General features: G+C 64.4%; 13 protein-coding genes. 7 read left to right on the plus strand and 6 right to left on the minus strand.

The features are described from left to right. Positions 1 to 30: 30 nt before the first annotated feature. The 3 genes from IWX87_RS05885 to IWX87_RS05895 are packed head-to-tail and all read right to left on the minus strand — an operon-like array spanning position 31 to position 3123. On the minus strand, positions 31 to 1233 hold the full coding sequence (locus tag IWX87_RS05885; RefSeq protein ID WP_196862583.1) for a fumarylacetoacetate hydrolase family protein: 1203 nt from the start codon (positions 1231 to 1233) through the stop codon (positions 31 to 33). 46 nt (positions 1234 to 1279) lie between these two features. Beyond that, a complete protein-coding gene (locus IWX87_RS05890; RefSeq protein ID WP_196862584.1) occupies positions 1280 to 2122 on the minus strand; it encodes an amidohydrolase in 843 nt (280 codons plus the stop codon). Continuing rightward, complete coding sequence (locus IWX87_RS05895; protein ID WP_196862585.1) at positions 2119 to 3123, minus strand: aldo/keto reductase; 1005 nt, start codon at positions 3121 to 3123, stop codon at positions 2119 to 2121. Before IWX87_RS05895 ends, IWX87_RS05890 begins: the two co-directional genes overlap by 4 nt. Before the next feature lie 147 nt (positions 3124 to 3270). Between IWX87_RS05895 and IWX87_RS05900 the strand changes: the two genes are divergently transcribed. From IWX87_RS05900 to IWX87_RS05930, 7 genes are all read left to right on the plus strand, one after another. Continuing rightward, a complete protein-coding gene (locus IWX87_RS05900) occupies positions 3271 to 3726 on the plus strand; it encodes an RbsD/FucU family protein (protein WP_196862586.1) in 456 nt (151 codons plus the stop codon). Continuing rightward, positions 3723 to 4433: a GntR family transcriptional regulator gene (locus IWX87_RS05905; protein WP_196862587.1), complete on the plus strand. Its 711-nt coding sequence runs from the start codon at positions 3723 to 3725 to the stop codon at positions 4431 to 4433. The genes IWX87_RS05900 and IWX87_RS05905 overlap by 4 nt, the downstream gene beginning before the upstream one ends. Next, the gene (locus IWX87_RS05910) at positions 4430 to 5374 is read left to right on the plus strand and encodes a dihydrodipicolinate synthase family protein (RefSeq protein ID WP_231374619.1); all 945 of its coding nucleotides are present in this window, start codon (positions 4430 to 4432) and stop codon (positions 5372 to 5374) included. Before IWX87_RS05905 ends, IWX87_RS05910 begins: the two co-directional genes overlap by 4 nt. A 67-nt stretch (positions 5375 to 5441) precedes the next feature. Further along, on the plus strand, positions 5442 to 6449 hold the full coding sequence (locus tag IWX87_RS05915; protein WP_196862588.1) for a sialic acid TRAP transporter substrate-binding protein SiaP: 1008 nt from the start codon (positions 5442 to 5444) through the stop codon (positions 6447 to 6449). A gap of 11 nt (positions 6450 to 6460) precedes the next feature. Beyond that, positions 6461 to 6931, plus strand: a complete 471-nt coding sequence (locus tag IWX87_RS05920; RefSeq protein ID WP_196862589.1) for a TRAP transporter small permease — start codon at positions 6461 to 6463, stop codon at positions 6929 to 6931. Further along, positions 6928 to 8223, plus strand: a complete 1296-nt coding sequence (locus IWX87_RS05925) for a TRAP transporter large permease (protein WP_196862590.1) — start codon at positions 6928 to 6930, stop codon at positions 8221 to 8223. The genes IWX87_RS05920 and IWX87_RS05925 overlap by 4 nt, the downstream gene beginning before the upstream one ends. Then, positions 8220 to 9143: a ribokinase gene (locus tag IWX87_RS05930; protein ID WP_196862591.1), complete on the plus strand. Its 924-nt coding sequence runs from the start codon at positions 8220 to 8222 to the stop codon at positions 9141 to 9143. The genes IWX87_RS05925 and IWX87_RS05930 overlap by 4 nt, the downstream gene beginning before the upstream one ends. Before the next feature lie 34 nt (positions 9144 to 9177). On the opposite strand, the gene IWX87_RS05935 is transcribed toward IWX87_RS05930, so the two are convergent. The 3 genes from IWX87_RS05935 to IWX87_RS05945 all read right to left on the minus strand — a co-directional run bounded on the left by IWX87_RS05935 (position 9178) and on the right by IWX87_RS05945 (position 12429). Continuing rightward, positions 9178 to 9399, minus strand: a complete 222-nt coding sequence (locus IWX87_RS05935) for a YdcH family protein (protein ID WP_036807443.1) — start codon at positions 9397 to 9399, stop codon at positions 9178 to 9180. A 659-nt stretch (positions 9400 to 10058) separates the two neighbouring features. After that, positions 10059 to 11078 (minus strand): TRAP transporter substrate-binding protein, encoded by a 1020-nt coding sequence (locus IWX87_RS05940; RefSeq protein WP_196862592.1) that lies wholly within the window; start codon positions 11076 to 11078, stop codon positions 10059 to 10061. A gap of 58 nt (positions 11079 to 11136) precedes the next feature. After that, a complete protein-coding gene (locus IWX87_RS05945; RefSeq protein ID WP_196862593.1) occupies positions 11137 to 12429 on the minus strand; it encodes a TRAP transporter large permease in 1293 nt (430 codons plus the stop codon).

Genomic DNA, 12429 nt, shown 5'->3' on the forward strand with positions numbered 1-12429 from the left:
GCCATTTTGAAATGGCCATTGGTTACCCTGTCAAGGCGTCGTAGCGTCTGCGGTTTGCGTCAGAAGTCCGCGTGCCGACAGGTTGGCATAGAACGCGCGCAGCCCGAAGGTCCACGGCGCCACCCGGTCAGTGTGGTTCACTTCGTTCACCAGCCGGCCGAGTTGCGGGCTGGAAATGTGCACTGCGTCGCCCAACCGGTGGGTAAAGCCGCTGCCGGGCTGTCCCCGGTCTTGCGTCGGCGCAAACATGGTGCCAAGGAACAGCATCACGCCATCGGGATACTGGTGGTGTGCACCCAGCGTCTGCGCCACCAGGTCCAGCGGGTCGCGGCTGATCTGCGCCATCGAGCTGCTGCCCTGCAACTCGAAACCGTCAAGCCCTGCTACCCGCAGGCTGACGGTGCAGCGGCGCACGTCGTCCAGGCAATAGCTGGCGTCGAACAGGCGGATGAAGGGCCCGATGGCGCACGAGGCGTTGTTGTCCTTGGCCTTGCCCAGCAGCAACGCGCTGCGGCCCTCGAAATCGCGCAGGTTCACGTCGTTGCCCAGGCTGGCGCCCACGGTGTCGCCCCGGCTGTTGACGGCCAGCACGATCTCGGGCTCGGGGTTGTTCCAGGCCGAACCGGGATGGATGCCGATCTGCGCGCCGCTGCCGACGCTGGACAGCACCGGCGCCTTGGTGAACACCTCGGCATCGGGGCCGATACCCACTTCGAGGTATTGCGACCACAGGCCTTTTTCGATCAGCAATGCCTTGAGCTGCATCGCCTGCGGCGAGCCGGGGCGGATGGCGGCCAGGTCGCCGCCCAGCAGTTCCACCACCTGCTGGCGCACGGCAACTGCCTGACCAGCGTCGCCCCGGGCCTGCTCCTCGATCACCCGCTCGATCAGGCTGGCGGCAAAGGTCACGCCGGCCGCCTTGATAACCTGCAGGTCGCAAGGCGCGAGCAGGCGCAGCGCCTGCGGGTCGTCGGATTGCACCTGCGCGCCGGGCATCAGTTGCTCGATGCTGCCGACCCGGCGCCCGGGGGCGGCGCGCACCTCTGCCACCGGATCGGCCGCATCGAGCAGGTCGCTCATGGTGGCGAAATGCGCCGACAGGTCGTACACCCCGTCCGGGCGCAGCACGATGACCGATGGCCCCGGCACCGGGCCGGGAACCCACGCGCGGCCCACCAGTGTTCCGGTGAGTCCGTCGTCAGGCAGCCAATGCGTGGCAGGCGGTTTTTTCATGGGAATGTCTCCGTTTTTAAGTGGTGATTGCGTGAAATGGAAAGATTCAGATATCGGATGCCGGCGGCAGCCGGTAAAGCCGCCGGGCATTGCCCTCCATCACGGCGTGCTGCGCCTGCGGACTCAGTCCAGCGAGCAATTGCCGCGTTTCGGCAAACCATGGGCCAAAGCGGCCAGCCAGTTCAAGCACCGGCCAGTCGCTGCCCCACACCAGCCGGCCGGCGCCAAAGCAGGCCAGCACATGCGCAGCCCACGGCTGCACGGCGCCAGGCGCGGGTGCGGGTCCGGCCTCGGTCAGCAGGCCGGAGAGCTTGCACCAGGCGCTGGTCTGCGAAGCCAGCCGGGCCATGGCGTCGGCCCACGGCTGCCACTGGCCGGCGCCAATGTCGGGCTTGCCGGCGTGGTCGATGACGATGCGCAAATCGGGATGGCGCTGTGCCAGCGTCAGGAGGTGCGGCAGATGCACCGGCTTGACCAGGGCATCGAACACCAGATGGCAGTCGGCCATGGCCTGCAGCGCGGGTGTGAGTGCGGGCTGCAAGATCCATTCGGCGTCCGGCAGGTCCTGCAGCATGGGACGCAGGCCCTTGAGCCGGGGATGGCGCGCCAGTTGTTCGATGCGCGCGGGTGCATCGCCAGCGGCCAGATCGGCCCAGCCGACCACGCCCAGCACGGCCGGGTGGGCGTCGGCCTGCGCCAGCAGGAAAGCGGTTTCCGCTTCCGTGGGCGCGGCCTGCACCAGCACGCCGCTGGTCACGCCGTGCGGCGCTGATTGCGCCTGCCAGTCGCCAACCGTCACATCGCGGTAGAGGGGCGCCAGTGCGGGCGTCAGCCAGCCATAGTCGCCGCGCGCCAGTTGCCAGCAATGGAAGTGGGCGTCGATGCTCATGGGGTCGGTGCCTCGGCCGAAATCAGCCCCTGCGCCCGCAGCGCGGTCCAGAATTCAGGCGCCACCGCATGCCGCAGCATGGCGTGTGCGTCTTCCCATTGCGCCACGGTGCGTGCGCCCAGCATGACGATGTCCACCGCCGGATGCGCCAGGGGAAACTGCAGCGCCGCTGCCCGCAGGGGGACGCCAAAGTTCTCGCACACCGACTCGATCTGCGCCGTGCGTTCCAGCCATTCACGCGCGGCCGGTGCGTAGTTGAAGGTGGGCGCCACGGCGCGCGTGCCGGTGGCCAAAATGCCCGAATTGAACACCCCGCCCAGCGCCACGCGCACGCCGCGCGCCGTGCACTGCGGCAGCAGCTCGGGCAGGGCGCTGGGGTCCAGCAGGCTGTAGCGGCCGGCCAGCATCAGCACATCCAGGTCGCCCTCGGCGAGCACCTGCAGCACCACCTCGACATCGTTTGTGCCCAGGCCGATGGCGCCGACCAGGCCTTCGGCCTGAAGCTGCCGCAGCGCCGGCAGGGTGTCGTCCAGCACCTGCCGCAGCACGCTTGGCGCGTTCGCCCCGTGCGTGGCCGCATCGGGGTCGTGCACGTAGGCCACGTCGAGCCGGGCCAGGCCCAGGCGCTGCAGGCTGTCCTCGACACTGCGGCGCGTGCCGGCGGCGCTGTAATCCCAGCTTTGCCGGAACGGCAGGATGTCCACATAGCCATGCTGGGCGCGAGGGGCGTCCGCATCGGGCGCGAGCAGCCTTCCCACCTTGCTGGACAGCACGAAGTCGCCGCGCGGCTGGCCGCGCAGGGCCGCGCCCAGCCGGTGCTCGGACAGGCCGTGGCCGTAATGCGGCGCGGTGTCAAAACTGCGGCAGCCGCTCTGCCAGGCCGCCTCCACCAGTTGCCGCGCTGCGTCGTCGCCGACCGCTTCAAACAGGTTGCCCAGCGGCGCGCCACCCAGACCGAGCCGCAGGCCGCTGCCGGCGCAGGGAGGAAAGAAAAAGGTCATTTCAGGGTAAATCCCAATAAAAGTTTAACTATCGTATAGCTAACATGTCAGTCATTGATACCGGGATATCCCGGAGTTTCTGTTATGAATTGCACGCCTTTCATGCCCTGAAAAACGCTTCACTGATCCGCAAACCACGCTTGACCCATGCTGAAAAATATCCCTGCGCTGCTGACACCCGATGCCCTGCATGCGCTGGCCAGCATGGGCCATGGCGATGACGTGGCGATCGTCGATGCGAATTTTCCGGCAGCCGGCATGGCCGGCAAAAGGGGCGCGCGGCTGGTGCAGCTGGCCGGCGCCAGTGCCACGCAGGCGCTCAAGGCCGTGCTGCAGGTCCTGCCGCTCGACGATTTTGTGCCGCAAGCGGCCTGGACCATGCAGGTGGTCGGCGACGCGGATGCGATTCCCGAACCCGTGGCCGAGTTCGCGGCCGAACTGCGTCAAGCCGGAGAAGTGCCCGCTGCCACCCTGGAACGCTTTGATTTTTACCAGCGCGCACAGTCGGCTTTCCTGATCCTGCGCACCGGCGAGACGCGCAAGTACGGCAACATTTTGCTGCGCAAGGGCGTCATCGCCAGCGACGCGGGGGACGACGCATGAGCACCCTGCCCCACGCCTCGCCTTTGAGCCTGCGCGCACAGGCTTACGCAAGCTTTCAGCAGCAGATCGTCGATGCCAATATCCGGCCCGGCCAGTTCATCTCGCAGCGCGAACTGATGCAGCTGCTCGGCATGCCGCTGGGCGCGGTGCGCGAACTGATTCCGCGCCTGGAAGCCGAAGGGCTGCTCAAGACCGTGCCGCAACGCGGCCTGCAGGTGGCGCATGTCGATCTGAAGCTGATCAACAACGCCTTCCAGCTGCGCCAGCTGCTCGAACGCGAAGCCGCCAGCCGTTTCGTCACCACGGTGTCCGACCGCGACCTGGCCGCCATCGAGCAAAGCCATCTGGACATCGTGCAGCGCGCGCGCAGCGGAAGAGCGATTGACGATGCGCTGCTCAAGGACGCCACGGCGGTGGACTGGGGCCTGCACGACCTGATGATCGACGCATTGGGCAACGAGCTGATTTCCGAGGTGTACCGCATCAACAGCCTGCGCGTGCGACTGATCAAGCTCGAAGGCTCGACCCTGTCGCCGCAGGTGCTGGTGCCGGCCATGCAAGAACACCTCTGGTTTATCGAGGCCCTCAAGCGGCGCGACGCGCAGGCCGTGCTGGAGCGGCTGGGCCACCACATTGAAAGCGCGCACCTTCGCGTGCTTGGACTGCCACGGCCTGCAATGCCGTGGTCTTTGGAGAACCCTGGATGAGCATGCCCCCCAATCCTGAACAAAAATCCGCCGCCTTCCGTGGCATCTGGCCGGCATTGCTCACCCCGCTCAAGGCCGACCTGGGCATTGACCACGCCCTGCTGGCGGCCCATTGCAAGTCGCTGATTGCCCGGGGCTGCCACGGCGTGACGGCCTTTGGCACCACCGGCGAAGGGCCGTCTTTTTCCATGGCCGAGCGCAAGGAGGCCATCGAGCAGCTGATTGCCAACGGCATTCCGGCCGCGCAGATCATGGTGTCCACCAGCTGCGCCGCGCTGCCGGAAACGCTCGAACTCACGCGCCATGCGGTCAGCGCCGGCGTGCACGGCTGCCTGATGCTGCCGCCGTTTTTCCTCAAGGGCGTGTCCGACCAGGGCGTGATCGACGGCTACCGCCATGTCATTGACGGCATGGGCAGCGACCTGCCCCGACTCAAGCTGTACCTGTACCACATCCCGCAGGTCAGCGGCGTCAGCCTGTCGCACCACGTCATCGCCACGCTCAAGGCGATGTACCCCGACACCATCCTGGGCATCAAGGACAGCGCCTGTTCGACCGCGCATTCCATCGGACTGGCCGAGGCCTTCATGCAAGACCTGACGGTGTACGTCGGCTTCGAGCCCGACCTGCCGGAGATGGGCCGGCGCGGCAGCACCGGGGCCATCAGCGGCCTGGCCAACTTCATGCCGCGCGTGGTCAGCCGTTTGGTGACGCAACCCGATGCGCCGGCCACGCCGGCCGAACGCGAACGTGTGGTCCGGCTGATCGGCCTGCTGGACGACTATTCGCTGATGCCGGCGCTCAAGGGCATCATGGCGATGCTCAGCGGCGAGCCCGGCTGGCTGCGCGTGCGCCCGCCGCTGGTCGCCCTGACGCCCGAAGCGTTCCAGCGGCTGGAAAAAACCCTTCGGGATTTCGGCATTGATCCAGAATCCGACTGAGCCCGTTTCAGCCGATGGAGCCGGTTTTGACACGTTAGCCACCGATAAACAACAAGGAGACAAATTCATGAACATTCCCCTGCTTCGCCGCACCCTGCTGGCCAGTGCTTCAGCCGTGCTGCTGATGGGCTCGCTGCTGTCCCCCGCCCAGGCCCAGAACAAGGTGGTGCTGCGCGTGTCCACCCCGGCCGTGCCCGACGACTGGCACGCCAAGATGTGGACGGTGTTCAAGGACAACCTGGAACAATCCGCGCCCGGTGAATTCGACGTGCAGATCAACCTGAACGCCTCGCTGTTCAAGCAGGGCACCGAGCCGGCCGCCATGGCGCGCGGCAACCTGGAGCTGTCGTCGATTTCCGCCTTCGACATCGCCAAGCTGGTGCCGGAGTTTTCGCTCTTCACCGCCGGCTATGTCATTCGCGACCCGGCGCACCAGCAAAAGGTGTTCAACGGCCCGATCGGCGCCGAGATGTTCAAGACGGTGGCGGAAAAGATGGACGTGACGCCGTTGTCCACCGTCTACCTGGGCACCCGCCAGGTCAACCTGCGCGAAGTGCGCAATGTCAAGACGCCGGCCGACCTGAAAGGCGTGAAGCTGCGCATGCCGGGCACCAAGGAATGGCTGTTCCTGGGCGAAGCACTGGGCGCCACCGCCACGCCGCTGGCCTTTGGCGAGGTCTATCTGGGGCTGAAGACCGGCACCATCGATGGCCAGGACAATCCGCTGCCGTCGGTGCGGGCTGCCAAGTTCTACGAAGTGACCAAGCAGATCGTGATGACCAGTCACCTGGTGGACGGCATCTTCATTGCCATTTCCAACAAGGCCTGGGGCGCCATGAATGCGGCGCAAAAGCAGAAGGTCACGGCAGCGGCGCAGGCCGCGTCCACCTACAACAACGACAACCGCCTCAAGGAAGAAGGCCAGCTGGTCGAATTCTTCAAGCAGCAGGGCCTGCAGGTGACGACGCCCGATGTGGATGCCTTTCGCAAGTCGGTGCAAGCGACCTACCAGAACTCGGACTACGCCAAGGTCTGGCCCAAGGGGCTGCTTGAGCGCGTGAACCAGACCAAATAAAGGAGATGTCCATGCTGGAGCGTTCACGGCGTATCGCCGAAGGCGTGGCGGCGGCCGTTTTCGCCCTGCTTTTCGGGGTGTTCGTGGTGCAGGTCGGCATGCGCTTCCTGTTCAACCGGCCGCTGGCCTGGTCGGACGAGCTGATCGTGGTGCTGTACATCCTGATGGTGTTCTGGAGCGCGGCCACGCTGCTCAAGGAAAAAGAACACGTCATGCTCGATTTGGTGTACTCCGCCCTGCCGCCCGGCGGGCAGCGGATTTTCGGCCTGCTGGGCGCCGCCCTGACGGCCGGGCTGCTGCTGTGGATGCTGCCCGAGGCGTTTGACTATGTGCGCTTCATGCACCGCGAGAAAACGCCGGTGCTGGACATTCCCTTTTCCTATGTGTTTGCGCCCTTCATCCTCTTTGTGGCGGTTATCGGCCTTCAATATGTCGTCAAGTTTGTCCGTTTGCTCGGGCGCAACTGGAAGGAGCAGCTATGAGCCAGGCCTTGATGGTGTTGCTCGGCATGCTGGTCGTGACGCTGGTGCTGCGCCTGCCGATCGGCTTTGGCATGCTGATCAGCGGCGTGTCCTACCTGGTGTTCAAGCGCCAGGACCTGGGGCTGGTGGCCGAGCAGGTGCTCAACGGCCTGTACAACAGCTATATTTTGCTGGCTGTGCCGCTGTTCATCTTTGCCGCGTCGGTGATGAACTCGGGCACCGTCAGCGAGCGGCTGTTCGACTTTGCGCTGGCCATTGTCGGACGCCTGCGCGGCGGGCTGGCGCATGTCAACATCATCGTCAGCGTGATTTTCTCGGGCATGAGCGGCAGCGCGATTGCTGACGCGGCCGGACCCGGCATCGTGAGCATCCGCATGATGCAGAAAAACGGCTACAGCGCCGAATTTGCCGGCGCGCTGACGGCCGCTTCATCGACCATCGGCCCGATCATTCCGCCGTCGATTCCCTTGGTGATCTATGCCATGGTGTCGGGTGCGTCGGTGGGCGCGCTGTTTTTGGGTGGCGTCGTTCCCGGTCTGCTGATGGCCGTGGCGCTGATGCTGGCGGTGCACTTTGTCGCTGCCAAACGCAATCTGCCGCGCGGCGAGAAGATTGCGCTGCAGGCCTATCCGCGCATCTTGCTGCGCGGCATCCTGCCGCTGACGTTGCCGGTGGTGCTGCTCGGCGGCATCTACACCGGTATTTTCACGCCGACCGAAGCGGCGTCGGTGGCGGCGCTGTATGCATTGTTCCTGGCCAGCATCGTCTACCGCGCGCTCAGCTGGCGGCGGTTCTACGAGATCCTGGTCGAGTCGTCCAAGGCCAGCGCCTCGGTCACGCTGATCATTGCCTCGGCGTTTGTCATCAACTACGCCTTCACGGCCGAAAACGTTCCCGGGCTGGTGGCCGCGTGGCTGACGGGCATGGAACTGTCGCCGCTGGGTTTTTTGCTGCTGGTCAATGTGCTGTTTTTGGTGCTCGGCTGCTTCCTGGACACCTCCATCATGCTGCTGGTGCTGGTGCCCATTTTGCTGCCCACCGCCAAGCTGCTGGGCATCGACCTAGTGCACCTGGGCGTGGTGCTGGCCGTCAACATGATGATCGGGCTGGTCACGCCGCCTTTCGGCATGCTGCTGTTCGTCATCAATGCGCTGGCCGGCGTGTCGCTCAAGGGCATGATCCGGGAGGCCTGGCTGTTCATCGGCGTATTGCTGGTGGCGCTGGTGCTGATGACGGTGTTTCCGCAAATCGTCCTGTGGCTGCCGCACAAAATGGGCTACGGCGGCACATGACGGCGAGCCAATCCTTCGACGTGGTCTGCGTCGCCAGCTGGAACGCCGACCTGGTGTCGCATGTCGCCCGTCCCGTGGCGCGCGGCGAGACGCTGATGGCCCGCGCCTTCAGTATCAGCCCCGGTGGCAAGGGCAGCAACGCCGCCGTCGCCGCCGCCCGCCAGGGCACCCGCGTGGCGCTGATCGCGCGCATCGGCGACGACGACTTCGGCCGCATGGGCATGGACCTGTGGAAGGCCGAAGGCATTGCGACAAGCCATGTCGAGCAGGCTGCCGGCGAGCGCAGCGGCGTGGCGCAAATTCTGGTGTATGACGACGGCGACAACAGCATCGCGGTGTACCCGGGCGCCGGCGCCGGCCTGGGCGCGCGGCATGCGCTGGCGGCCACGGACCTGCTGGCGCATTGCCGGGTCGTCATGGCCTCGTGCGAAGTACCGGTCGAGGCCACGCTGCAGGCTTTTCGGCTGGCTCGGCAGGCCAATGCCCTCACCGTGCTGAATCCTGCGCCAGCGCGCCCGCTGCCCGAGGAACTGCTGGCGCTGGTCGATGTGCTGACGCCGAATGAAAGCGAGTTGCTTGAACTGGCCGGACCCGGCTGCGCGGGGTCGGTCGATGCGGCTGCCCTGGCCTTGCTGGCACGCGGCATGCGCAACGTGCTGGTGACGCTGGGCGCCGCAGGTTGCCGGCTCTACCAGCGTGGCCAGTCGCCGGTCGATCTGGCAGGCCGCGCCATGCCGGTGGCCGACACCATAGGCGCCGGCGACACCTTCACCGGCACGCTGGCCGCAGCCCTGGCGCGTGGCGAAGCGCTGCCTGCGGCGATGCAGTGGGCCAACGCGGCCGCCGCGCTGTCGGTGACGCGGCATGGCGCGGTCACCGGCATCCCGACCCGTGCCGAGGTGGCAGCCCTGCTGGCTTGAACCGGCTGCATGGCCAGTTCAAGGTCCTGGCGTTTCAGCTTTCGGTTTCAGCCTTTTTCAGGATCGCGTAAAGCTGGTCCTTGAGCTGCAGTTTTTCCTTTTTCAGCACTTCGATCTCGTCGGGCGTTGCCATGTCGATGCCCGACTCCATGTTCGTGATCTTCTGGTCCGCGGCATTGTGTTCGTCGAACAGGCGGGTGAAGTGGTTGTCCGTGGTTTTCAGTTGGGTGATGAGGTCGCGGTATTCGGGAAACATAAAAACTCCTGATAAAACAACGCGCGCTTGGCCCGTAAAAAAGCCGTGCCACCAACGCGAGGTGATGTCATTCACTATAGGTCGCTGCCAGACTGGCGCGCGCAGTGTTTATTCCCGACTGCCTGCAAGACGAATGCCGGCCTGTTTCAAAACGACGTTTGCGCCGTGCCCAACAGGCGCATCGTGTTGCCATTCAGGATGCCGGCCACTATTCAAGCCGCAGACCGCCGCCGTTGTGCCCGGCGTGAAAGATTTCCGGCAGTCTGTCTTGCTGAAAATGCGAGCATGACCAAGCCGTTATTGCCGCCAAAGCAAAATTACGTAATGACTCAGCTCCCTCGAAGCTCTCCGTAATCTCTTTTGTCATTGCGGACTTGATGAGCCTGCCCCGGACTTGATCCGGGGCAATGCATGACCCCGTTTGCGGAGAAGTCATGGTTCCCGGGTGCTGAAACCCCGGGCTTGATCCGGGGCCGGGATGACAGAGGCTCATTTCATTGCGCTTTAAACTGAAAAGTGACCTGAGTAGTTACAAAATTACAAGAAAAAATTGCTGTTTGCGCAATACGGCTAAGCACAAGCAGCTATTTATTTGATAGTAATTTTAACCGGGCGGCCTGTCAGCGCAGAGCGCAAAACCTGACGCCCCGCCCCGTCGATTACTTCGTGCCGCGAATCCGGGCCAGTTCTTTTTGGGTTTCATTCCACAGGTCCATGCCGACTTCCTTGCTGATGTCGGCGTACACGCCGGTCAGCTTGCTGCGCATGCGCTCGGCCTCGGCGGGTGGCAGCTCATTGACCAGCATGCCCTTGGACTTGAGGTCGGCCATGGCACTGGAGGCTTCTTCGCGCGTGTCCTTGCGTTCAAAGTCACGGCTGATTTTGGCGGCATCGGTCAAGATCTTCTGCTCGGTCTTGGACAGCTGGTCCCACCATTTCTTGCTGACCAGCACGATCCACGGGCTGTAGACGTGGTTGGTCACCGTCAGGTACTTTTGCACCTCGTAGAACTTGCTCGACAAGATCGTGTTGTACGGATTTTCCTGGCCATCGACCGTCTTGGTTTCCAGCGCGCCGAACAACTCTGAAAACGCCATCGGAATCGCGTTGGCGCCCAGTGTCTTGAAGCTGTCCAGGAACACGTTGTTCTGCATGACGCGCAGCTTGATGCCGTCCAGGTCTTCGACCTTGGTGACCGGGCGCTTGCTGTTGGTCAGGTTGCGAAAACCGTTTTCCCAGTACACGAGCCCGACCAGGCCTTTTTCCTGCAGCTTGTCCTTGATCTTGTCGCCAACCGGGCCGTCGAGCAGCGTGTCGGCTTCCTTGGTGTTGCTGATGAGGAAAGGCGTGTCCCACAGCGCCATTTCCTTGGTGATGCCAACCAGCGTGGCGGTCGAGCCGACCATCATTTCCTGCGCGCCGCCAATCAAGGCTTGCTGCATCTGCGTGTCGGGGCCGAGCGCGGCCGCGCCGATGGCGCGCACCTTCATCTTGCCGCCCGAGGCCTTGGCCACTTCATCGGCAAACACCTTGGCAGCACGGCCCTGGTTGCTGGCTTCGTTCAGGCCGTAGCCGAAACGGATCAGGCGTGGCTTGATGTCCTGCGCCAGCGCGGAAAACGAGGCGCTGAGCACCGCGACGGTAGCGGCGGCAACAACGGTTCTGCGAAGAAAAGTCATGGGAGTCTCCTGGAGTTAAGGGGGAAAGGAAAAAGGAAAAGGAAAAAGGAACTGGGTTTCAGCGCATCCACGCAACAGGTGCGGTGACGATCTGGGGGAACAGCACGAACAAAAACAGGATCAGCGTGTAAGTGATCAAAAACGGGTTCACGCCGCGAATCACCTGGTGCAGCGGCATGCGGCCGACGCCGGCCACCACATTGAGCACTGTGCCGACCGGCGGCGTGATCAGGCCGATGGCGCCATTGAGCACAAACATCAGGCCGAAGTACACCGGGTCGATGCCGGCCTTGACCGCAATCGGCAGCATCACCGGCGCAAAGATCAGGATGGTCGGCGTCAGGTCGAGCGCGGTGCCGACGACCACCAGCACGATCATCATCACCGCCATCAGCAGGCGCGGGCTGTCCACCAGCGGACCCAGCCAGCCGGTCAGGGTGCTGGGCAGGTCGGCCAGCGTGATCATGTAGCTGGCGACCTGGGCGCCGGCGCACAGGAACATCACGATGGCCGTCGTCTTGGCGGCACGCACCAGCACGCCCTGTATCTCGGGAAGCTTCATTTCGCGGTGCACGAACAGCGCAACGAACAGCGCGTAAAACGCCGCCACCACGGCCGCTTCGGTCGGCGTGAAAAGGCCGGTCTTCATGCCGCCGATGATGATGATCGGCATCAGGAGCGCCCAGAACGCCTTGACCGTGGCGCGCAGCCGTTCCTTCATGGGCAGCGGCTGGCCTTCAGACAGGTCGGTGCTGCGCAGCACCCATTTCCAGGCCACGATCAGGCCCACGCCCATGACGATGCCCGGCACGATGCCAGCCAGGAACAGCGACGAGATCGACGTGTTTGTGGTGACGCCGTAAATCACGAAGGGCAGTGACGGCGGAATGATCGGCGCGATGATGCCGCCCGAGGCCACCAGCCCGGCCGAGGTGTGCATCGGGTAGCCCTGCTTGCGCATCATCGGCAGCAAAATGGTGGCCAGCGCGGCGGTGTCGGCCAGCGCCGAGCCGCTCATGCTGGCCATCAGCACCGACGCGCCAATCGCCACATAGCCCAGGCCGCCGCGAATGTGGCCGACCCAAGCCTGCGCCATGGCAATGATGCGCTGGCTGATGCCGCCCGAGTTCATCAGCTCGCCGGCCAAGATGAAGAACGGCACGGCCAGCAGCGGAAAGCTGTCGACCCCGGCGACCAGGTTTTGCGCCAGCAGCTGGGTGTCCCAGAAGTCCAGCACCCAGGCCATGCCGGCGCCGGTCAGCACCAGCGCCAGGCCCATGTTCATGCCGATGCCCATGAGCGTCAGCATGCCGACGGAAAAAACGATGAATGCGAGGCCTTCGTTGCTCAT

Origin of the sequence: Polaromonas sp. CG_9.7 (assembly GCF_015752205.1) — a bacterium.
Taxonomy (GTDB): Bacteria; Pseudomonadota; Gammaproteobacteria; order Burkholderiales; family Burkholderiaceae_C; genus Polaromonas.